General features: G+C 71.8%; 19 protein-coding genes. 16 read left to right on the top strand and 3 right to left on the bottom strand.

Translation table 11 applies throughout. The annotated features are described in order from the left end of the window. The first annotated feature begins 243 nt into the window (after positions 1-243). The 7 genes from AB0J66_RS05800 to AB0J66_RS05830 all read left to right on the top strand — a co-directional run bounded on the left by AB0J66_RS05800 (position 244) and on the right by AB0J66_RS05830 (position 9,018). Positions 244-1,209, top strand: a complete 966-nt coding sequence (locus AB0J66_RS05800) for a LacI family DNA-binding transcriptional regulator (protein WP_364656044.1) — start codon at positions 244-246, stop codon at positions 1,207-1,209. Positions 1,210-1,225: 16 nt separating this feature from the next. Further along, positions 1,226-2,425, top strand: a complete 1,200-nt coding sequence (locus tag AB0J66_RS05805; protein WP_364656046.1) for an extracellular solute-binding protein — start codon at positions 1,226-1,228, stop codon at positions 2,423-2,425. Beyond that, a complete protein-coding gene (locus AB0J66_RS05810) occupies positions 2,422-3,477 on the top strand; it encodes an ABC transporter ATP-binding protein (protein ID WP_364656047.1) in 1,056 nt (351 codons plus the stop codon). The genes AB0J66_RS05805 and AB0J66_RS05810 overlap by 4 nt, the downstream gene beginning before the upstream one ends. Continuing rightward, positions 3,474-4,352, top strand: coding sequence for an ABC transporter permease subunit (locus AB0J66_RS05815; protein WP_364656048.1), 879 nt, complete (start codon positions 3,474-3,476; stop codon positions 4,350-4,352). Before AB0J66_RS05810 ends, AB0J66_RS05815 begins: the two co-directional genes overlap by 4 nt. After that, positions 4,349-5,215, top strand: a complete 867-nt coding sequence (locus AB0J66_RS05820) for an ABC transporter permease (protein ID WP_364656049.1) — start codon at positions 4,349-4,351, stop codon at positions 5,213-5,215. Before AB0J66_RS05815 ends, AB0J66_RS05820 begins: the two co-directional genes overlap by 4 nt. A 93-nt stretch (positions 5,216-5,308) precedes the next feature. Beyond that, positions 5,309-8,074 carry a TIM-barrel domain-containing protein gene (locus AB0J66_RS05825; protein WP_364656051.1) on the top strand — a complete coding sequence of 922 codons (2,766 nt, stop codon included), beginning with the start codon at positions 5,309-5,311 and terminating at the stop codon, positions 8,072-8,074. Between the two features lie 56 nt (positions 8,075-8,130). Beyond that, positions 8,131-9,018: an ABC transporter substrate-binding protein gene (locus tag AB0J66_RS05830; RefSeq protein ID WP_364656052.1), complete on the top strand. Its 888-nt coding sequence runs from the start codon at positions 8,131-8,133 to the stop codon at positions 9,016-9,018. Here the strand turns inward: AB0J66_RS05830 and AB0J66_RS05835 are convergent. Continuing rightward, positions 8,987-9,142 carry a hypothetical protein gene (locus tag AB0J66_RS05835; RefSeq protein ID WP_364656054.1) on the bottom strand — a complete coding sequence of 52 codons (156 nt, stop codon included), beginning with the start codon at positions 9,140-9,142 and terminating at the stop codon, positions 8,987-8,989. The genes AB0J66_RS05830 and AB0J66_RS05835 overlap by 32 nt on opposite strands. 57 nt (positions 9,143-9,199) lie before the next feature. Beyond that, positions 9,200-9,979 carry a CDP-alcohol phosphatidyltransferase family protein gene (locus AB0J66_RS05840; RefSeq protein WP_364656055.1) on the bottom strand — a complete coding sequence of 260 codons (780 nt, stop codon included), beginning with the start codon at positions 9,977-9,979 and terminating at the stop codon, positions 9,200-9,202. A gap of 106 nt (positions 9,980-10,085) precedes the next feature. Here AB0J66_RS05840 and AB0J66_RS05845 point away from each other — a divergent pair, with 106 nt between their 5' ends. From AB0J66_RS05845 to AB0J66_RS05865, 5 genes are read left to right on the top strand one after another with little or no spacing between them, the layout of a single operon-like run. Further along, positions 10,086-11,051 (top strand): zinc-binding alcohol dehydrogenase, encoded by a 966-nt coding sequence (locus AB0J66_RS05845; protein ID WP_364656057.1) that lies wholly within the window; start codon positions 10,086-10,088, stop codon positions 11,049-11,051. A gap of 13 nt (positions 11,052-11,064) precedes the next feature. Further along, positions 11,065-11,463: a 6-carboxytetrahydropterin synthase gene (locus tag AB0J66_RS05850; RefSeq protein WP_360255651.1), complete on the top strand. Its 399-nt coding sequence runs from the start codon at positions 11,065-11,067 to the stop codon at positions 11,461-11,463. Continuing rightward, entirely contained in the window at positions 11,460-12,554 is a 1,095-nt protein-coding gene (locus tag AB0J66_RS05855; protein ID WP_364656059.1) for a glycosyltransferase family 4 protein, read from the top strand. The genes AB0J66_RS05850 and AB0J66_RS05855 overlap by 4 nt, the downstream gene beginning before the upstream one ends. Then, complete coding sequence (locus AB0J66_RS05860; protein ID WP_364656061.1) at positions 12,551-13,315, top strand: class I SAM-dependent methyltransferase; 765 nt, start codon at positions 12,551-12,553, stop codon at positions 13,313-13,315. Before AB0J66_RS05855 ends, AB0J66_RS05860 begins: the two co-directional genes overlap by 4 nt. 60 nt (positions 13,316-13,375) lie before the next feature. Next, complete coding sequence (locus AB0J66_RS05865) at positions 13,376-14,482, top strand: lysylphosphatidylglycerol synthase transmembrane domain-containing protein (RefSeq protein WP_364656062.1); 1,107 nt, start codon at positions 13,376-13,378, stop codon at positions 14,480-14,482. A 134-nt stretch (positions 14,483-14,616) separates the two neighbouring features. On the opposite strand, the gene AB0J66_RS05870 is transcribed toward AB0J66_RS05865, so the two are convergent. Next, entirely contained in the window at positions 14,617-15,309 is a 693-nt protein-coding gene (locus AB0J66_RS05870) for a dihydrofolate reductase family protein (protein WP_364656064.1), read from the bottom strand. Between the two features lie 157 nt (positions 15,310-15,466). On the opposite strand from AB0J66_RS05870, the gene ribA reads away from it, so the two are divergent. From ribA to AB0J66_RS05890, 4 genes are all read left to right on the top strand, one after another. Continuing rightward, positions 15,467-16,108, top strand: a complete 642-nt coding sequence (ribA, locus tag AB0J66_RS05875) for a GTP cyclohydrolase II (RefSeq protein ID WP_364656065.1) — start codon at positions 15,467-15,469, stop codon at positions 16,106-16,108. A 33-nt stretch (positions 16,109-16,141) separates the two neighbouring features. After that, positions 16,142-18,061 carry a SpoIIE family protein phosphatase gene (locus AB0J66_RS05880; protein WP_364656067.1) on the top strand — a complete coding sequence of 640 codons (1,920 nt, stop codon included), beginning with the start codon at positions 16,142-16,144 and terminating at the stop codon, positions 18,059-18,061. Positions 18,062-18,120: 59 nt separating this feature from the next. Then, complete coding sequence (gene recQ, locus AB0J66_RS05885) at positions 18,121-20,217, top strand: DNA helicase RecQ (RefSeq protein WP_364656069.1); 2,097 nt, start codon at positions 18,121-18,123, stop codon at positions 20,215-20,217. Positions 20,218-20,619: 402 nt separating this feature from the next. Continuing rightward, complete coding sequence (locus AB0J66_RS05890; protein ID WP_364656071.1) at positions 20,620-20,982, top strand: DUF732 domain-containing protein; 363 nt, start codon at positions 20,620-20,622, stop codon at positions 20,980-20,982. The last annotated feature ends 38 nt before the right edge of the window (positions 20,983-21,020 follow it).

Consider the following 21,020-nt stretch of genomic DNA (forward strand, 5'->3'; position numbering starts at 1 on the left):
CCGACCGCCCGCCAGGCCCGAGCCGACCGCCCGCCAGGCCCGAGCCGACCGCCCGCCAGGCCCGAGCCGACCGCCCGCCAGGCCCGAGCCGACCGGTCGCTGGGCCCGGGCGAGAACCAGCACACCGCCGGCGCTGTTCATGATCTGTAAAGGTTTTCAAGCACCAGGAAAGAGATCATGGTCGATGCATTGACATCTGTTTGAAACGGATTGCAGGCTGGGCCGGAACCCGCGGAGGCCGGCATGGCAGTGACCATCAAGGACGTCGCCCGCGCGGCCGGCGTCTCGGCCGCCACCGTCACCCGTGCGCTGTCCAAGCCCGAGGTGGTCCATCCGGAGACCCGCGACCGGGTTCAGCAGATCGCGGCCGGCCTCGGCTATCACCCCAACCGTGCGGCCCGGGGCCTGATCACCGGGCGTACCGGCAACTTGGGCCTGCTGGTGCCCGATCTCGGCAATCCGTTCTTCCCCAGCATCGTCAAGGGTGTGCAGGCCCGCGCCCACGAGGCCGATCACGCCGTTTTCCTGGCCGACACCGATGAGGATCCGGCGGCCGAGGCGGGGCTGGTCCGCAAGCTGGCCAAGCAGGTCGACGGCGTGCTGCTCTGTTCGCCGCGGATGGCCGAGGCCGAGCTGCGGGCGCTGGCGGCCGAGGTGCCGACCGTGCTGCTTTACCGCCGCATCCCGGGCGTTTCCTCCGTCACCGCCGAGTTCCTGGACGGCATGCGCCAGGCCGTGAGTCATCTGGTCGCGCTCGGGCACCGCCGTGTCGCGTACGTCGCCGGGCCTCGCTCTTCATGGGCCAACCGCGAGCGTATGCGCTCTCTGCGCACGGTGGCCAAGCAACAGAAGCTCGAGCTGGTCGAGACCGGCAACGTGGTGCCGCAGTTCGAGGGCGGCGTCTCGGTGGCCGACCGGGTGCTGGCCGAGCGGGTGACCGCCGTCATCGCCTACAACGACCTGGTCGCGCTCGGCCTGCTGCACCGGTTCGCGGCCCGCGGCGTGGCTGTGCCGGGCGACATCAGCGTGCTCGGTTTCGACGACATCCCGCTGGCCGCGATGGTCCATCCCGCCCTGACCACCGTCGCGCTCCCCAAGGAACAGGCCGGCCACGCCGGCGTGGATCTCCTGATCAAGCAGCAGCAGCGAGAACGACGTGAGTTACCCACCCAACTGATGGTGCGCGGCTCCACCGGCCCCGCCCGTTGAAGCAGAAGGGTCCGACATGTCCCGAAAGTTGATCACCGTGGTCGCAGCAACGGCCCTGCTGGCCACCGCGTGCGGCGCCCCCGACAGCCCGGACGGCGGCGGCAGCGCCTCCGGCCCCGTTCCCGACAAGCCCGACAGCGCGGTCACCCTCAACATCCTCGACGTGGCCGGCAACCTGCAGCTGACCCAGGGGATGATCGACGAGTTCGTCGCGAAGAACAACGGCCAGATCAGCAAGGTCACCTACTCCAAGGCCACCGCGCCCGAGCTGGTCGGCAAGGTCAAGGCGCAGCAGAACGCCGGCCGGGTCGACATCGACCTGGTGCTGACCGGCGTGGACGGCCTGGCCGCCGGGATCGAGCAGGGCCTGTGGACGTCGCTGGCCGACACCAAGAGCCGCCTGACCGGCATGAGCACGTACTCCGAGGGCGCCGCCGCCATGCAGAAGCTGGCCGGCGACTACGGCGTGACCGTCACCTACTACCCGTCCGGCCCACTGATCGAGTACCTGCCGGCCAAGGTCCCGGCGCCGCCGAAGACCGCCCAGGAGCTGCTCGCGTACGCCAAGGCCAACCCCGGGGCAGTTCAGTACGCCCGTCCGTCCAACTCCGGCCCGGGCCGCACGCTGCTGATGGGCCTGCCCTACCTGCTCGGCGACAGCGACCCGAAGGACCCGGTGAACGGCTGGGCCAAGACCTGGCAGTACCTGGCCGAGCTGAACAAGTACGTCACGCTCTACCCGTCGAGCACCAGCGAGACGATGAAGAACCTGGCCAACGGCTCGGCGAAGATCATCGCGTCCACCACCGGCTGGGACATCAACCCGCGGGTGCTGGGCACCGTCCCCAAGGAGGCGACGATCCAGACGCTGGAAGGCTTCCACTGGGTGACCGACGCCCACTACGCGGTGATCCCCAAGGGCGTGCCGACCGGTAAGCAGGCCGCGATCCTCAACCTGCTGCAGGACATGCTGACGCCGCAGCAACAGGCCAAGGCGTACGACAAGGGCTACTTCTACCCCGGCCCGGCCGTCAAGGACGTGACCCTGGACATGGCGCCGGCCGAGAGCAAACAGGCCATCGAGGAGTACGGCCGCCCCGAGTACGAGGCGCTGATCGCCGACAACCCGCTCGAGGTGCCGCTGGACGCCAAGGCCCTGGTCGCCGCGTTCGACAAGTGGGACCGCGAGATCGGCGGCGCGAAGGTGAAGAAGTGAGCGACTTCCAGGAGCTGCGCCTGGACGGGGTGCGCCGGCGCTTCGGCGGCAAGGACGCCCTCGCCGGGCTGAGCCTGACGATCCGGCGGGGCGAGTTCATCGCCCTGCTGGGCCCGTCCGGCTGCGGTAAGTCGACGGCGCTGAACTGCCTGGCCGGTCTGCTGCCGCTGTCGGAGGGCAGCATCTGGCAGGACGGGGCCCGGCTCGACACGTTGCCACCGGAGCGCCGCGGTTTCGGCATGGTGTTCCAGAGCTACGCCCTTTTTCCACACCTGTCGGTACGGAAGAACATCTCGTTCGGCCTTCAGATGCGCCGGCTTGCGCGCGAGGAGGTACGGCGCCGCACCGACGAGGCGATCCGGCTCGTCCGCCTGGAGGAGCACGCCCGCAAGCTGCCCGGCCAGCTCTCCGGCGGCCAGCAGCAGCGGGTGGCCATCGCCCGCGCCGTGGTCCTGGAGCCGTCGCTCGTGCTGATGGACGAGCCCCTGTCCAACCTGGACGCCAAGCTGCGCCTGGAGATGCGGACGGAGATCCGGCGGCTGCACCAGTCGCTCGGGCTGACCACGGTCTACGTGACGCATGACCAGGAGGAGGCGCTGTCGCTGGCCGACCGCCTGGTCGTGCTGCGCGACGGCCGGGTCGAGCAGATCGGCACGCCCGAGGAGCTGCACAACCGCCCGGCCAACGCGCACGTGGCCGACTTCATGGGCTACCGCAACCTGCTGCCGATGAAGGTGAAGGCGGTCCACGGCGACACGGTGGCCGTCGACGGCTCCGGGATGACGCTCGACGGCACCGCGGCCGGCCCGCTCGCCCCCGGCGACGACGTGGTGGCCGGGATCCGCCCGGAAGACCTGCGGGCGGGGCCGCACGGGGTTCCGGTCACGGTCGAGGTCGTGGAATACCAGGGCCGCGAGGTCGCGGTCGAGGCTCGTACGGAAGAAGGTGTCGCCCTGCATCTGCGCGCGTCGGAACGGCCCACGCCGGGCGACCGGATCACGGTGACGGCCGCCCCCGATCGCGTCCTGATCTTTCCCGGCGGCGCCCGATGACGCGGGTGGCGCTGCGGCACCGGCTGGCCGAGCGCGGCATCGACCGGCAACTGCTGCTCCTGGTCCCGGCGCTCGTCTGCGTACTTGCTCTGTTCGTCTACCCGTTCGCGTACGGCATCGGCCTGTCCTTCCAGCCGGCCGAAGGCGGCGTCCTGGGCGCCTACCGCGCGTTCTTCACCGACGCCTACCAGCGCGACACGATCGCGACCACGCTCGGGCTGGCGCTGCCCGCGGCGATCCTGAACGTGGCCGCCTCGGTCCCGATCGCGTACCGCATGAGGGGCCGTTTCCGCGGGAAGCGCCTGCTGACCATGGTGCTGGTCGTGCCGATCACGCTGGGCACGGTGCTGACGGCCGAAGGCCTGCTCAACTATCTGGGGCCGGCCGGCTGGTTCAACCGCGCGCTGATGTCGATCGGGCTGACCGACGCGCCCGTGCGGCTCACCAACAATTACTGGGGCGTGTTCTTCTCGCTGGTCATCACCGGGTTCCCGTTCGCCTTCCTGCTGATCCTGTCGTACCTGTCCGGCATCGACCCGACGCTCGACCGGGCCGCGGCCACCCTGGGCGCGGGCTGGTGGCAGCGGTTCCACCGGATCACGCTGCCGCTGCTGGCGCCCGGCCTGGCCACCACGTTCTGCCTGACCTTCGTGCTGGCGTTCAGCGTCTTCCCGTCCGCCGTCCTGGTCGGTGATCCGGCCGGGAGCACGCGCGTCATCTCGATCGCCGCCTATCACGCGGCGTACGAGGTCTACGACTATCCGCTCGGCAGCGCCATCGCCGTGATCATGGGCCTGGTCGAGCTGCTGGTGGTGGCCGTCGTCCTCGGCCTGCGTTCGCTGCTCTACACCGGATCCACGGGAGGCAAGGGATGACCGCCGTCCTGGAGAAACCAGTCGTCGCGCCGAAGAGGAAGATCGCCGCGTCCCCGGGCGCCTGGCTGGTCTGGGGCGCGGTGGTGTTCTTCTTCGTCAACCTGGCCGGCGTCATCTTCTCGGTGGTCGTCAACTCGTTCGGTGAGCGCTGGTTCGACACCTGGCTGCCGCAGGGCTGGACCACCCAGTGGTACGCGTCGGCCTGGAACGAGTTCGGCCTGTTCCAGATCCTCGTGGTCACGCTCGAGGTGGCGATCCTCGTGGTGGGCATCTCGGTGCTGGTCGGCGTCCCGGCCTCGTACATCCTGGCCCGTCGCTCCTTCCCCGGCCGCCGCCTGGTCTATCTGCTGTTCCTGCTCCCGATCCTGATGCCACCCATCACGTACGGGATCCCGCTGGCCACCGTGCTCTACAAGTACGGCCTGGCCGGTCACCTGGCCGGCGTGGTGCTGGCCAACCTCGTCCCGTCGATCCCGTTCGTCATCCTGACCATGACCCCGTTCATCGAGCAGATCGACCCGGCCGTGGAGCGGGCCGCCCGCATGTGCGGCGCCCGCACCTGGCAGGTCTTCGGCCGCATCCTGGCCCCGCTGCTGGTCCCCGGCATCCTGGCCGCCTCCATCCTGGTCCTGGTCCGTACGGTCGGTATGTTCGAGCTGACCTTCCTCACCGCCGGCCCCGACTCGCAGACCCTGGTCGTCGCCCTCTACTACTCCATGTCGGCCGCCGGCATCCGCGCCCAGCAGTCGGTCGACGCCATGGCCGTCATCTACACCGCCTCCATGCTGGTCCTGCTGGTGATCGCCCTGCGTTTCGTCAACCCGACCCAGCTGGTGGCCCGCGTCAAGGAGGATCCGGATTAATCAAGATCGAACTCGCCATTGACTTTGTTTCGGGTCGATGACAGCGTTGTCAGCGCTTGTTCCATCGTTGTAAAACCGCGGCTAGGAGTGCGCGTGTTCGATCGACCCACCTCGCGACGGGGCCAAGCGGCCGCCACCGTCGCCATCCTGACGGCCGGCCTCGCGCTGGCCGCCTCGTCCCCGGCATATGCCACCCACGGCCATGGCGGCCCGAGCTCCACGGTGGTCTCCGGCCAGGCCCGCTTCGAGGTGCTCTCCCCCACCTTGATCCGGACCGAGTACGGGACCCTCACCGACGCGGCCACGTTCAACGTGATCGGGCGCGATTCGTTCGCGCCGGTGCGCTTCACGAAGCGTACGGACAAGGGCTGGCTGGTCATCGACACCGGCGCCCTGACGCTGCGGTACAAGGTCGGCTCGGGTTCGTTCACCGCCGACAACCTGGACATCAAACTGCGCGCCGGCCGGCAGACCGTGCAGGCCGGCCCGTGGGCCGGGCACTACCCGCCCAATTGTGCGGTGGGGCAGCTCTGTGAGGCCGAGGCGCTCGACGTGCGCGGCCCGGGTGTCGCCACCGACCACCGTGACTACACCGGGAAGGGCTTCACGGCCGGGTTCACCGGGCCCGGCGACGCGATCGTCTTCACCAGCACCGCCTCCGGCAGCCTGCAGCTCGCCGTGCGCTACGCCAACAGCACCGGCGGCGACGGCCAGAACGTCACCCGCACGCTGACCGTGGCGGTCGACGGCGCCACCCAGACCTTGTCGCTGCCGCCCACCGCCAACTGGGACACCTGGGGCGTGGCCACCGTGCCGCTGCAGCTGGCCGCGGGCACCCACCAGATCAGCGTGGTCAAGGGCGCGACCGACACCGGCAACGTCAACATCGACAGCCTGGCGCTGGTCCACCCCGGCGACGCCTACCCGGCGCCGGCGCCGGCCCAGCCGCAGCCGTGCGCGTTCGGCTCGGTCTGCGAGGCCGACCAGGGCACGCTCGCCGGGGGCGCCCGCACGGCGTCCGACCACAACGGATACGCCGGTGACGGCTTCGTGGCCGGCCTGGAGAGCACCAGCGCCTCGGCCGCGCTGACCGTGACCGGCGTGCCGGCCAAGGGCACGTACCGGGTGCAGGTCCGCTACGCCAACGGCAAGGCCGGCGCCCAGCCGGTGCAGACCCGCACGATGACCGTCAACGGCGCCACAGTGACGCTGCCGGCCACCTCGAGCTGGGACTACTGGCGCACAGTGGAGGCGCCGATCGCGCTCGACAAGGGCACCAACACGGTCACCCTGGGCTGCCCGACCGCCGCCAGCTGCAACGTCAACGTGGACACGATCGCGCTGGTCAAGGCGGGTACGCCGCTGCTCGCCCCGCACGCCGCGCTCGGTGGTTACCGCCGCGGCCTCGACGGCGTCAACGGCGCCGCGCTCACCGAGCCCGGCCTGCTCTACCAGGACGGCTGGTCGCTGCTCGACGACTCCGCCTCGGCCCTCTACAACCCCCGGACCGGCAAGGTCACGCAGCGGTCGGGCCAGGCCCAGGACGGGTACGTCTTCGCGTACGGCCAGGACTACACGCGCGGCCTCAACGAGCTGTCGAAGCTGACCGGCCCGACCAAGCTGCTGCCGAAGTGGGCGTACGGCGTCTGGTACTCCGAGTACTACGACCGCACGGCGGCCGAGTTCCAGGACATCGTCAAGCGGTTCAAGTCGGAGAACGTGCCGCTCGACGTGCTGGTGGTGGACACCGACTTCAAGTCGCCGGACCGGTGGAACGGCTGGAACTTCGACACCACCCGGTTCCCGGACTACAAGGCGTTCCAGACCTGGCTCAAGAAGCAGGGCATCAAGACCAGCCTGAACATCCACCCGAGCATCCTCGGCTCCGATCCGAAGTTCGCCCAGGCCCAGGCCACGGCGAAGGGCAAGCTGAAGAAGACCGGCTGCAACAGCGGCGCCGACTGCTACACGTTCGATTTCGGCGACCCGGACCAGCTCAAGGCGTACCTGGACCTGCACAAGGGGCTGGCCGACCCGGACTTCTGGTGGATGGACTGGTGCTGCGACGCCTCGACGTCCTCGCTGCCCGGCGTGACCGGTGACGCCTGGATCAACCAGCAGTACGCCGACCTGGACGGCTTCGCGTTCTCCCGGGCCTACGGCTCGCTGCAGGCCGGCGGCTACGGCAACCCGACCGCGGTGCCGACCGGCCCCTGGGCCGACAAGCGCACCACGCTGCACTTCACCGGCGACTCGGTGTCCACCTGGGAGACGCTGCAGGCCCAGGTCGGCTACACCCCGGGCGAGTCGGCCGCGACCGGCCTGGCCGCGGTCAGCCACGACATCGGCGGCCACACCGGCGGCCTGTCCACCGAGAAGGGTGCGGAGCCGGACAGCACGAAGCTGCCGGACGACCTCTACGCCCGCTGGGTGCAGCTCGGCACGTTCCAGCCGATCGACCGCCTGCACTCCAACCACAGCGACCGGCTGCCCTGGCAGTACGGCCCGGTGGCCAACGCGTCGGCCAAGAAGTTCCTCCAGCTGCGCGAGAAGCTGCAGGACTACACGTACGCGACGGCGCAGCAGGCGACCCGCACCGGCACCCCGATCGTCCGCCCGATGTACCTGGCCTACCCCGGCCAGCAGGAGGCGTACGCCACGGCGGGCTCGCAGTACCTCTACGGCGACAAGTTCCTGGTCGCCCCGGTCACCACCCCGGGCGAGACCGCCACCACGACGGTCTGGTTCCCGCCGGGCGACAACTGGAAGGACTACTTCACCGGCAAGGTCTACCGCGGCGGCACCACCCAGCAGGTCACCACCACGCTGGCCACGATGCCGGTCTTCGTCCGCTCCTGACCCGTACGCGCCCGGGCCTTTGTCCAAGGCCCGGGCGCCTGCCGCATGATGGGGCCATGCGCCTCGTCTCGCTGCTCCCGTCCGCGACCGAGATCGTCTACGCCCTCGGGCTGGGCGGCGACCTGGTCGGGGTGACCTTCGAATGTGACGAGCCGCCGGCCGCCCGCGTCGAGAAGACCGTGGTGGTCGGCGGCCGGGACACCCGCGGCATGACCCCGGCCGAGATCGACGACTACGTCCAGACCCGGATGAGGAACGGCGAGGACCTCTACACCCTGCACGCGGGCGCCTTGGCCGCCCTGTCGCCCGAGCTGATCCTGACGCAGGACCTGTGCCGCGTCTGCGCCCTGCCGTCCGGCCACGTGAACGACGCGCTGGACCACCTGGGGTGCCGCGCCGACGTGCTCTCGCTCGACCCGTACTCGCTCGACGAGGTCTTCGGCACCATCCTCGAGGTGGGCGCCGCCGCGGGTGTGCCGGACCGGGCCGAGACGCTGGTCGCCGGCCTGCGGAACCGCCTGGCGGCGGTCGCGGCCGCGGTCGGGGGCCGACCCCGGCCGAAGGTGGCCGTCGTCGAGTGGGTCGATCCGCCCTTCACCGCCGGCCACTGGGTCCCCGACCTGGTAACGGCCGCGGGCGGCGTCCCGGTGGCGGCCCGCGGCGGGCAGCGATCGGTGCAGGTCACCTACGCCGACCTGGCCGCCCCGGATCCCGACATCGTGCTGGTCACCCCGTGCGGCTTCCACCTCGACGGCGCCGCGGCCCAGGCCGCTTCCGTCGTGCCGCACTTCCCGGGCGCGCAGGTCTGGGCCCTCGACGGCGACAGCCTGATCGTCCGCCCCGGCCCCCGCCTGGTCGACGGCGTCGAGACGATCGCCGCGGTCCTGCACCCGTCGGCGTTCCCCGCGGGTCCTAGCTCACAAGGCGCTCGACGTCTTTCTTGAGGGCCGCGGCCTCCTGCTCGGTGACGTCCTTGAGCGCCTCGGCCACCTTGTCGAGCGGGACCCCGGCCCGGGTCAGCGCTTCCACCCACCGCTCGTGCACGGTCTTGTCGGCAACATCAGACATACGTTCCAGCCTGGCAGCTCGCCCGTCGCCATGACGGCCCAACGCCGGAAATCCAGCTCAGTGAGCCAGAGCGGGCCGGCGGGCGGCCGGCCGTGCCGACCACCGGGTGCGGGCGGCCTCGCGGACCCGCATGGCCCGGTGGAGCCAGCGCACGTCCAGCCCGAACGACCAGGTCAGCGAGCCCAGCGCGGCGGCCAGCACGGCGATCGCCGCGAAGGCGGGCAGGAAGCCGGCGGTGACCAGCGCCAGCGCGACGCCCTGGACGGCCGCCACGACCTTGCGGGAGAACCGCGGCGGCAGGGCGGCGTTGAGCCACGGCCATGCCCAGGCGGCAGCCACGAACGCGTACCGGAAGGCGCCGATCGCCACCCACCACCAGCCGTAGCGGTCGCCGGCGTAGACGCTGAGCACCAGGATCAGGAAGGCGTCGACCTCCATGTCGAACCGCGCGCCGAGCGCCGTGGTCGTGTTGGTGCGCCGGGCCACCTGCCCGTCCACGCCGTCCAGGGCGAGCGCCACCCCGGCGATGGTCACCAGCATCGGGATGCTGACCGGCTGAGTGAAGGAAGTCACCACCATCGCCGTCACCCCGCCGACCAGGATCGCGCGACTGAGGGTGACTGTGTTGGCGGCGCCGAGCTGTGTCATGCCGGCCCGGCCGAGACCGGCCCCGAGCAGTCCGCACAGCGCCAGGCCGTACATCGCGCCGGCGATCAGACCGCCGGTGGTGAGCCCGAGCGTGCTGCCCAGCAGGGCGAGCAGCGCGAGCTGGGCGGCGAGGCCGAGAACCGGCCCGCGCGAGGGGCCCGCCGTCGTGTCCGCGGTACTGAGGGTCACCGTGGCTCCTCCCGTTCACAAGATCGGCCGCCGCGTATGGTTGCCGTCGTCAGCGCTTTACACGAGCGGAACCGGCGAACGGTTCAGTGGCCGAAGGGAACGACCGATGTCGGGTGACGCCGAGGCGTTCTGGCTCGCCGAGGCCGGCCGGGGCGAGATCCGCACCGAGACGCTACGCGCGCCGGGCCCGGACGAGGTCCTGATCCGCACTCTTCACACGGGCGTGAGCAGGGGAACCGAGACCCTGGTGTTCTCCGGCCGGGTCCCCGAGAGCCAGTGGCCGGCGATGCGCGCGCCGTTCCAGGAGGGCGACTTCCCGGCCCCCGTGAAGTACGGATATCTCAACGTCGGCGTCGTGGAGCAGGGCCCGGCCGAGCTGGCCGGCCGCACGGTCTTCAGCCTCTTCCCGCACCAGACCCGCTTCGTCGTGCCGGTGTCGTCGGTCACCGTCGTGCCGGATGACGTGCCGGCTCATCGCGCCGTGCTGGCCGGCACCGTCGAGACCGCGGTCAACGCCCTCTGGGACGCGGCCCCGCTGATCGGCGACCGCATCGCCGTGATCGGCGCGGGCATGGTCGGTGGCTCGGCCGCGGCGATTCTGTCGCGCTTTCCGGGGGTACGTCTGCAGCTCGTGGACATCGATCCGGGACGCGCCGAGCTCGCCGCGCGGCTGGGCGTGCCCTTCGCCCGTCCGGACGAGGCCCGGGGCGACTGCGACCTGGTGATCCACGCCAGCGCCAGCGCGGCCGGGCTGAAGCGCTCGCTGGAGCTGCTCGCCCCGGAGGGCACGGTCGTGGAGCTGAGCTGGTACGGCGACAAGCAGGTCGAGGTGCCCCTGGGTGAGTTCTTCCACTCCCGCCGGCTGACCGTGCGCGGCAGCCAGGTGGGCGGCATCCGGCCCGATCACCGCCGGTCCTACGCCGACCGGCTCGCCCTCTCGCTCGACCTGCTGCGCGACGACCGGTTCGAGGCGCTGATCAGCGGACGGTCCCCGTTCGCCGAGCTGCCCGCGGTCCTGCCGCGCCTGGCCGACGGCAGCCTTCCCGCTCTCTGTCACGTGATCGACTACTGAGAAGGAGCTGATCTTGTTCAGCGTCACCGTCCGCGACCACATCATGATCGCCCACAGCTTCTCGGGCGAGGTCTTCGGACCGGCCCAGAAACTGCACGGCGCGACCTTCGTGGTGGACGCCACGTTCCGCCGGCCCGAGCTGGACGACGACAACATCGTCGTCGACATCGGCCGGGCGAGCGAGGAACTGCACGCGATCTGCGGCGGCCTCAGCTACCAGAACCTCGACGACGACCCCGCCTTCAAGGGCGTCAACACGTCGACCGAGTTCCTGGCCAAGGTGATCGCCGACCGCCTGGCCGACAAGGCCGCCGCGGGCGACCTCGGCCCCGGCGCGGCCGGGCTGACCGGCATCTCGGTCACACTTCACGAGTCGCACATCGCTTGGGCCTCGTACGAGCGCGATCTGTGAGCTCACCACTCTGGGCGGTGCTGCCGGGCGGGATCGACGACCCGGCGGCGCCGAGCGGGGGCAACCGCTACGACCGGGCGGTGCTCTGCCGCCTCGAGCGCGACGTGCACGAGCTGGCGATCGGCGGCACCTGGCCGTCGCCCGGCCCCGCGTCCCGGCGCGCCCTGCAGTGGGCGCTGGCCGACATCCCCGACGGCGCCCTGGTGCTGGTCGACGGCCTGGTCGGCTGTGGCGTGCCCGAGCTGCTCGCCCCGCATGCCCAGCGCCTGCGGCTGACCGTGCTCGTCCACCTGCCGCTCAGCGACGAGACCGGCCTCTCCCCCACCGAGGCGGCCGGCCTGCGGGCCAAGGAACGGGCCGCCCTGCACCTGGCCACCACGGTCATCGCCACCAGCGACGCCGCCGCCGCGCACCTCGCGGCCATGCACGACCTGCCACGGGTCGAGGTCGCCGCGCCCGGAGTGGACCCCGCTCCCCTGGCCGAACCGCACTCCGACGGCCACCGCCTGCTCTGCGTCGCCTCCGTCTCCCCCCGCAAGGGCCAGGACCTGCTCGTCGGCGCCCTGGAGAACGACCTGCCCGGCCTGAACTGGAAATGTGTGTTCGCCGGCGCCCTGATCAACCCGGTCCCCTACCTCAGCGGCCGGATCACCTTCACCGGCCCGCTGGCCGGCGCCGACCTCGACGCCGCGTACGCCCAGGCCGACCTCTTCGTGCTGCCGTCGCGCAACGAGACGTACGGCATGGTGGTCACCGAGGCCCTGGCCCGGGGCCTCCCGGTGCTGGCCACGGCGGTGGGTGGCGTGCCCGAGGCGCTCGGGACCACGCCCGCCGGCCGGCCCGGCATCCTGGTGCCGCCCGACGACCGCCCGGCTCTGGCCGCCGCCCTGCGCGGCTGGCTCACCCGCGCCCCGCTGCGCGCCTCCCTGCGCGCCGCCGCCCGGCAGCGCCGCCAGACCCTGCCCACCTGGGCCGGAACGGCCCAGCGCATCACCGAGATCCTCGACCGCGCCGGCCACCCCGGCGCCGTCCCGACCCCGGCGCCGCCCACCGCCCGCGCCGCCCGCCCGATCGAAGGAGATTCCGCATGACCGGTGAGTTCAGCGAGTCCTGGCTGGGACTGCGTGAACCGGCCGACGCCGCCGCCCGCTCGGCCGAGCTGGTCGAACGCCTCCCCGCCGAGATCCACGTGATCCGCGACCTCGGCTGCGGCACGGGCTCGCTGGGTCGCTGGCTCGCCCCGCAGCTGCCCACCCCGCAGCACTGGATCCTGGCCGACCGGGATCCCAAGCTGCTGCATTACGCGACGGCGCACCTTCGGGTGCCCGGCGTCACCGTGGAGGGTGCGCTCGGCGATGTGACGGCTCTCACGGCGGAGGATCTCGACGGCACCGACCTGGTGACCTGTTCGGCGCTGCTCGACCTGCTCACCGAGGCCGAGATCGACTCGCTGGTGGCCGCCTGCGCCACGGCGGGCGTCGCGGCGCTCTTCACGCTTTCCGTGGCCGGGGAAGTGACGCTGGACCCCGCCCACCCCGAGGACCCGCGGGTCGAGGCCGCGTTCAACGAGCACCAGCGCCGGGTCGAGGGCGGCCGCCGGCTGCTCGGGCCGGACGCGCCGGCGTACGCCGCCCAGGCCTTCGAGAAGGCCGGCGCAACCGTGCTGACCAGGCCGAGCCCGTGGCAGCTGGGCCCCGGGCGGCCGGAGCTGACCGCGGAGTGGCTGCGCGGCTGGGCCGGCGCCGCCCGGGAGCAGGATCCGGGCCTCGGCGAGGATTATCTGGCCGCCCGTCTGGGTGACCTGCCGGCGGTCCGGGTCGGGCATGTCGATCTTTTAGCGATCTTCGGCTGAACCCTTTGTGCCCGCCCCGGCGTACTAGGGGAAAGACGGGCTATCGAAGGGGACGGCGAAGTGACGCGATCGATCTGGGTGTGGCTGCGGATCCTGGGCGGAGCCGGGATCCTCGGCTTCCTCCTGTGGCGGCTCGGCACCGGCGCCTTCCTCGACGGCCTGCGGGTGATCGACGGCCCGCTGCTCGCGCTGGCGTTCGGCATCGGCGTGGTGACGACGGTCTTCAGCGCCTGGCGCTGGTGTCTGGTGGCCCGCGGCCTCGGGCTGCGGCTCTCGCTGGGCGGCGCGATCGCCGACTACTACAAGGCGCTGTTCCTCAACGCCGCCCTGCCCGGCGGCGTGCTCGGCGACGTCGACCGGGCGGTCACCCACGGCCGCGACGAGGGTGACGTCGCCAAGAGCGTCCGGGCGGTCGTCCTGGAGCGCACCGCCGGTCAGCTCGTCCTGATCGGCGTGGGCGTGACGGTGCTGCTCACGGTGCCGTCGCCGGTGCTGACGGCCCTCTCCCGGCACGGCGCGACGGTCGCCGTCGTCGTCGCGGCCCTGGCCGCCGCCGCCGTGATCCTCCTGCTCGCCGTCCGAAAGCTGCGCCAGGGCGGTTCGCGGGTCGCCTCCGCCGTCCGCACCGGCGCCGCCGAGATCCGCACCGGTCTGCTCGCCCGCCGCAACTGGCCCGGCGTGACGCTGGCCTCGACCATCGTGCTCGTCGGCCACCTGGCCACCTTCGTCGTGGCCGCCCGCGCGGCCGGCTCCACCGCCTCCCTGATGCGGCTGGCCCCCCTGATGCTGCTCGCCCTGCTGGCGATGTCGCTGCCGCTGAACGTCGGCGGCTGGGGCCCCCGCGAGGCCGTGACGGCCTGGGCGTTCGGCGCCGCCGGCCTGAGCGCCACCCAGGGCCTGACCACGGCCGTCGTCTACGGCGTCTTCGCCTTCGTGGCCGCCCTGCCCGGCGCGGCCGTGCTGCTGGTGCGGGCCACCGCCGGCCTGCGCTCCTCGCTCGCGCTGCGGCGGGCCGTGCCCGTCTCGCCGGCCCTCGCCCTGCCGGTGCCGGTCTCCCCGGCGCCTCGGCCCGTGCCGGTCTCCTCGGCGCCTGCTCTGCCCGTCCCCCCGGCGGCTCTCGCGCCCGAGATGGTGCTCGGGCGCGAGCTGGCGCGCACCGGCGTCTGAGGCGGGCATCGTTGGCTTGGCCTTTACGCCGCGGCCCGTGGCCCCGCCCGGGCCGCGGGCCGAACTGCGGCTCCTGGCAGACCCCGCGCCCCCGGCCGCCCGAGCCCGTCCCCCAGCGTTTCCCGGTGACCTGGTCAGGCTGGGTGGAAGCGGTCGGTGAGGGCGTAGCGCAGCAGTACTACATCACCGATCTGGCGGACCTCCGCCAGCGTGGCGCGACGCCCGGGACCCCACGGGAAGTCGCCGTCGGTGACGAACCGCGGCGCCCGGGAGTCCCCCACGAAGAACGGCGCGACCACGAGCTGCAACTCGTCGGCCAGCCCGGCGGTGAGGAACTGCGTGTGCATCCGGCCGCCGCCCTCGACCATCAGCCGGCGCACGCCCCGGGCGGCCAGGTCGGCGGTGACCAGGTGCAGGTCGACCGGCTCGCCGCCGTCGACCACGGTGGCGACGTCGCCGAGCTTGGCCCGGGCCGAATCGACCGAGGGCGAAGCACAGTAGACGATCTTGTCCACGTCGCCCACGGTGAAGAACTGGGCGCCGGGGTCGATCGCGCAGCTACCGGTCACCGTGACCTTGATCGGGTTGGGCGCCTCACCCCGCGCGACCCGGGCCGCCCGCCGCTCGGCGGAGCGCACCAGCAGCCGCGGGTCGTCCTGCCGGATCGTCGCGGCGCCGACCAGGATGGCGTCGCAACCGGCACGAACGTCGTCGACCCGGTCGAAATCGGCCTCGTTGGACAGCAGGAGCCGCTCCTGCGCCGCGTCGTCCAAGTAGCCGTCGATGGACATGCCGCAGCTCAGCAACGTGTAAGGACGCTCAACCACCGATGACGCCTCCCGTCGAGCGACCATCGTCACCCTGGCCGAACAGTTGCGTCCAAGATAATCCGCGCCACGATTACTGGCACGTTCGCGATCTGTTGCGGTGCGGTGACTCCGGCGGCGGGTATAGCGATCAACGGGGAACCAACGAGGAGGACCGATGTTGAAAGCCACGGTGCGGCAGCAAGTCACCGTCCCGCTGCGATTCGGGGACGGCTACGCGACGCCGGCCCGGGTGATGACCTTCGACGGCCTCGTCGACGGCAAGGAGCACCTGGCCCTCGGCCTGGGTGACTGGCAACGGGCCCTGAAGAAGTCCGCCGCCGGCGGCCGCGCGCCGCTCGTGCGCCCGCACAGCGAGTGCCTGACCGGTGACGTCTTCGGCAGCCAGCGCTGTGACTGCGGGCCGCAGCTGCGCGAGGCGGTGGAGCGGATCGCCGAGCAGGGCGGCCTCCTGCTCTACCTGCGCCAGGAGGGCCGCGGCATCGGCCTGTACGCCAAGTTGGACGCCTATGCGCTGCAGGACGCCGGCCTGGACACGTACGAGGCGAACGTCGCCCTGGGCCGCGGTGAGGACGAGCGCGACTACACGGTGGCCGCGCAGATGCTTCTGGCGCTGGGCGCCGACCGGATCCGCCTGTTGAGCAACAACCCCGACAAAGCCCTCCAACTGGAGAAAAGCGGTATCGAGGTCACTCAGCGGATTCCGACCGGGGTGCACATCTCCCCGACGAACGTGCGATACCTCGCGACCAAGGCATCGCACACGGCTCACACGATTGAGCTACCCCTTGCCGAGTAACTGAGGCCCGGGGCCGTCCGGCAGGATAGGCGGATGCCGGACGACCCCGAGCTCATCCTCACCGCGATCGACCAGGTGCCTTTCATCCTGGCCGTGTGCGAAGGCCCCGATCTTCGGGTGCTCCTGCTGAGCGGGGCCACGCGGGCCGTCCTGCCCGGCCGCGACTACCGCGACCGGCCGATCCGTGAGGTGATCAGCGATCTGGTCGGCCAGCAGATCGTCGACGCCTACTACGAGGTCCACCGCACCGGGGAGCCGGTCAACGCCCAGGAGTGGCGGGTCCACCTGGACATGCCGGACGGGTCGGTCCACGAGATGTACGCCAACTTCACGATCACGCCGTGGTCGGTGGACGGCGAACGCCGCGGTGTGATCGGGATCGGCTTCGACGTCACCGAGACGGTGCGCCAGCGGCAGGCCGCGGCCGACGACAGCGAGCGTCTGCGCCGCCGCTACGAGCAGACCCGCGAGGTCATCACCGCTCTGCAGCGCGAGTTGTTGCCGGCCGGGCTCCCCGTGCTGCCCGGGGCCCAGATCGCGGCGAGTTACCTGCTGGCCGAGGCCGACTCGGCGGCCGGCGGCGACTGGTTCGACGCGCTCGTGCAGCCCGACGGCCGCGTCGCCCTGATCGTCGGCGACGTGGTCGGCCACGGTGTGACCGCCTCCGGGGTGATGGGCCAGCTCCGCGCGGTCCTGCAGGACCGTCTGCACTTCGGCGCTTCGGTGGGCGAGGCGCTCGACGCCGTCGATCGTTTCGCCGCCCGCGTGCCCGCGGCCCACGCGGCCACGGTCGTCCTGGCCGTTCTGGACCCCGCCTCGGGTGACCTCGAATACTGCACGGCCGGGCACCCGGCACCGCTCATCGTCGACGGCACCGGCGGCACGCGCTATCTGCCCCTCACCGGGGGCGCCCCCTTGGGCACGGGCGGCTCCTACGCGGCCCGGCCGGCCCGGCTCGAGCCCGGGGATATCCTGCTTCTCTACAGCGACGGCATCCTCGAGCGACCGGGCCGCGATCACACGTCGAGCGCCGTCGAGCTCGCTCAATTCGCGGCGGACAGCGCCGCCGGGCGGGCGCTGCACGACCCGGAGGCCAACCCGGCCGAACGGGTCTGCACGCAGACGGTCGAGTTGCTGGTGCGGGCGACGGGCCACGGCGACGACATCACGCTGCTGGCCGTCCAGCGCGTGACCCCCGTACCGGACCTGGCCCTTGATCTTCCGGCGGAGCCGGCGGTGTTGCGGGGTGCGCGCCATGAGCTGGGGTCCTGGCTGAACAAGGCGGGGGCGGTCGACCAGGACGTCTTCGTGCTGCAGCACGCTCTCGGGGAATTGTTGACCAATGCGGTGGAGCACGCGGCCGCTGCTCCGGGATCGATGGTGACGCTGACGGCCTCACTGACGGCCTCGGGCGCGATCGAGGCGGTCGTGACCGACCGGGGGCGGTGGCGGGAGCCCGAACGGCAGGAGAACCGCGGGCGGGGGCTGGCTCTGACCTCCCAGCTGGTCGAGAGCCTGACGGTGACGCACGGCACCGGCGGAACGGTGGCGCGGATCAGGCAGCCGCTGACCCGGCCGGCCCGGTTGCTGGACATGCGTGATCCTTCGGCGCCGGCCGCGGCGCCGGCCGACGCGGAGTTCCGCATCGTGGAGCGGGAGGGTGACGACGAGGCGCACGTACGGGTGGAAGGGCCGCTGGATGCCTCGACGGCGGGGCTCGCCCGGCGTGAGCTGCTGCGCCGCAGCCGGGGTGGAACTGTGCCGCTCACTGTGGAGTTGTCAACGGTGACGCATTTGTCCAGCGCCGGGGTCTCCGCGCTGCACCACGTCGCAGCTCAGCACACGGCTCAGGGAGCGCCGCTGAGTCTTGTCGCGTCGCCGGGGTCGCCGGCGCAGACGATTCTGGCACTCGTCGCGTTGCTGCCCGCGAGTTATCCACAGGGCCGATCGTGAGCCCGAATTTATCCACAGGGCATGGGCAACTTGTCGGTCGGCCTCTCTAATATCGCTTCGTGACTTCGCCACCGACTCCCGCCTACGACGTCCTCAACCGTGTCTTCGGCTACCCCGACTTCCGGGGGCAGCAGCGCGAGATCATCGAGCACGTCGTCGACGGGGGCGACGCCCTGGTGCTCATGCCCACCGGCGGCGGCAAGTCGCTGTGCTACCAGATCCCCGCGCTCGTCCGCCCGGGCACCGGCGTGGTGATCTCGCCGCTCATCGCCCTCATGCAGGACCAGGTCGACGCGCTGCGCACCCTCGGCGTGCGAGCCGGGTTCCTCAACTCCGCGCAGGATTACGACGAGCGCCGTCTGGTCGAGGCCGAGTTCGTCAACGGCGAGCTCGACCTCCTCTACGTGGCGCCCGAGGGCCTGAGCGTCGCGGCGACCCAGCGCCTGCTCGACCGCGGCAAGATCTCGCTGTTCGCGATCGACGAGGCGCACTGCGTCTCCCAGTGGGGCCACGACTTCCGCCCCGACTACCTGGGCCTGTCGATGCTGCACGAGCGCTGGCCCGACGTGCCGCGCATCGCGCTGACGGCCACCGCGACCAGCGCCACCCGCCAGGAGATCGCGACCCGCCTGCGCCTCGACGACGCCCGCCACTTCACGGCGAGCTTCGACCGCCCCAACATCCAATACCGGATCGTCGGAAAGAACGAGCCGCGCCGCCAGCTGCTCGACCTGCTGCGCACCGAGCATCCCGGCGACTCGGGCATCGTCTACTGCCTCTCGCGCGCGTCGGTCGAGAAGGTCGCCGAGTTCCTCAACCAGAACGGCATCGCCGCCCTGCCCTATCACGCCGGTCTCGACAACCGCGTCCGTGCGGCCAACCAGTCGCGCTTCCTGCGCGAGGACGGCCTGGTCATGGTGGCGACGATTGCCTTCGGCATGGGCATCGACAAGCCAGATGTACGTTTCGTAGCGCACCTGGATCTGCCGAAGTCAGTCGAGGGCTACTACCAGGAGACCGGCCGGGCGGGGCGCGACGGCCTGCCGTCCACGGCCTGGCTGGCGTACGGCCTGCAGGACGTGGTCCAGCAGCGCAAGATGATCGAGAGCTCGGACGGAGACATCAACTTCCGCCGCAACGCCTCGAAGCATCTCGACGCGATGCTGGCCCTGTGCGAGACAGTCTCGTGCCGGCGCTCCGAGCTGCTGGCGTACTTCGGTCAGGATCCCGCGAGCGACAACTGCGGCAATTGCGACACTTGTCTCGCGCCGCCGGAGTCGTGGGACGCAACTGTGCCCGCGCAGAAGCTGCTCTCCACGGTCTTGCGGCTGCAGCGGGAGCGCGGACAGAAATTCGGCGCCGGGCAGTCCATCGACATCCTCACCGGCAAGCAGACCGACAAGGTCAAGCAGTTCCGCCACGATCAGTTGTCGGTCTTCGGCATCGGCACCGAGCTGCGCGACACGGAGTGGCGCGGGGTGGTCCGCAAGCTGCTGGCGGCCGGCTATCTGGCCGTCGAGGGCGAGTACGGCACGCTGGCCCTCACGGAGAGCAGCGCCACCGTGCTCCGCGGCGAGGTCAAGGTGCCGATGCGCCGCGAGGTGGCCCCGGTCAAGACCCGCGCCCCGAAGCAGCGGGCCGCCGCGGCGGCCGCGGCCGACATGCCCGCCGAGGCCGCGCCGGTCTTCGAGCTCCTGCGCACGTGGCGCGGCGCCACGGCCAAGGAACAGGGCGTTCCGGCCTACGTCATCTTCCACGACGCCACGCTGCGCGCGATCGCCGCGCTCAACCCGACCACGTTGGCCGAGCTGGGCACGGTCAGCGGCGTCGGCCAGAGCAAACTGGCGAAATTCGGCCAGCAGGTCCTCGACACCCTCCAGGGCGCCGCCACCTCGGCCCCGCCCGCTCCCACGCCGGCCGAGCGGATCGCCTCCCGCTTCGGCGACACCCCCGCCACCACCGCGCCCTCGCGGCCCGCGGAGTCCCGCCCGGCCCGCACTCCCACCGCCCGCTCCGCCGACGCCGCGCCGGCCCGATCAACCTCACCGGCCACCCCGGCCCGTTCGGACGACGAGGCCTATCCCTTCGACTTCAGCGAGGAGCCCCCGGACGACTTCGACTACGACTTCGACTCCCCGCCGCCCGACTACAACTGACAGCGCGGCGCGGACGTCCGCCCGCCGAAGGGATCGCCGCAGGCAGGGTCCGCCAGGCGCACCCCGACGCGGCGCCCGGGCCGGCGTAACGGCCCGGCCCGGGCGCGCCCACGCCCAGCAGGCCGGCGCGGCGCGGGCCGCACGGCGCGGGGCGGGCGGGTGCGGGGCGGGCCGGCGCGGCGCAGAGCCGGCGCGGCGCAGAGCCGGCGCGGCGCGGGCAGGCCGGTGCGGCGCGGGCAGGCCGGTGCGGGGCGGCACGGCGCAGGGCAGGCCGGCACGGCGCGGGGCAGGCCGGTGCGGGCGGCCGAAGGCGTGACGGAAAGCAACCTTCGGGTGGGTGGTGTGTGGGGGTGTTGTTCCGTACGGTGCCTCGGGAAGATCGTTTGAGCGGATGGGGGGCGCGTGGTGGGGGCACGCCATGTGATGGTGGCCGGGGTGCTTTTGGCGTTGCTGGCTGGGTGTTCGGACGGGGATGACAAGCCTGGGGGCGCGGCGGCCAGCACTGGGGCGGGGCAGCAGCAGGCGACTGCGGACGCTACGCCCAAGGGCGATGAAGCCGGGTTCCTGAAGGGACTGCGGGCGCTCGATGCCGATCTGGCCGCGGATGAGCGGACGGCGGTCGACAGCGGCTACAACCTCTGTCTCGACGTGACCAACGGCATGAACAGTGCCGAGGTGGTCAAGGACGCGAGCAACCTCTACTCGACCGACGTCAGCAAGGCACAGAAGATCGTGGCCATCGCCCGGACCAGCCTCTGCAGGTGACCCCGCGCCGGCCCGCCCCGCGGCGGGGCCGCGCCGGT

The sequence above is a fragment of the Actinoplanes sp. NPDC049598 genome (genome assembly GCF_040675435.1).
Taxonomy (GTDB): domain Bacteria; phylum Actinomycetota; class Actinomycetes; order Mycobacteriales; family Micromonosporaceae; genus Actinoplanes.

Bases quoted from the DNA above. Each gene is read 5' to 3' on its own strand.
- AB0J66_RS05800 (WP_364656044.1), top strand. From the start codon at position 244: ATGGCAGTGACCATCAAGGACGTCGCCCGCGCGGCCGGCGTCTCGGCC.
- AB0J66_RS05805 (WP_364656046.1), top strand. From the start codon at position 1,226: ATGTCCCGAAAGTTGATCACCGTGGTCGCAGCAACGGCCCTGCTGGCC.
- AB0J66_RS05815 (WP_364656048.1), top strand. From the start codon at position 3,474: ATGACGCGGGTGGCGCTGCGGCACCGGCTGGCCGAGCGCGGCATCGAC.
- AB0J66_RS05820 (WP_364656049.1), top strand. From the start codon at position 4,349: ATGACCGCCGTCCTGGAGAAACCAGTCGTCGCGCCGAAGAGGAAGATC.
- AB0J66_RS05830 (WP_364656052.1), top strand. From the start codon at position 8,131: ATGCGCCTCGTCTCGCTGCTCCCGTCCGCGACCGAGATCGTCTACGCC.
- AB0J66_RS05835 (WP_364656054.1), bottom strand. From the start codon at position 9,142: ATGTCTGATGTTGCCGACAAGACCGTGCACGAGCGGTGGGTGGAAGCG.
- AB0J66_RS05845 (WP_364656057.1), top strand. From the start codon at position 10,086: ATGTCGGGTGACGCCGAGGCGTTCTGGCTCGCCGAGGCCGGCCGGGGC.
- AB0J66_RS05860 (WP_364656061.1), top strand. From the start codon at position 12,551: ATGACCGGTGAGTTCAGCGAGTCCTGGCTGGGACTGCGTGAACCGGCC.
- ribA (WP_364656065.1), top strand. From the start codon at position 15,467: ATGTTGAAAGCCACGGTGCGGCAGCAAGTCACCGTCCCGCTGCGATTC.
- AB0J66_RS05880 (WP_364656067.1), top strand. From the start codon at position 16,142: ATGCCGGACGACCCCGAGCTCATCCTCACCGCGATCGACCAGGTGCCT.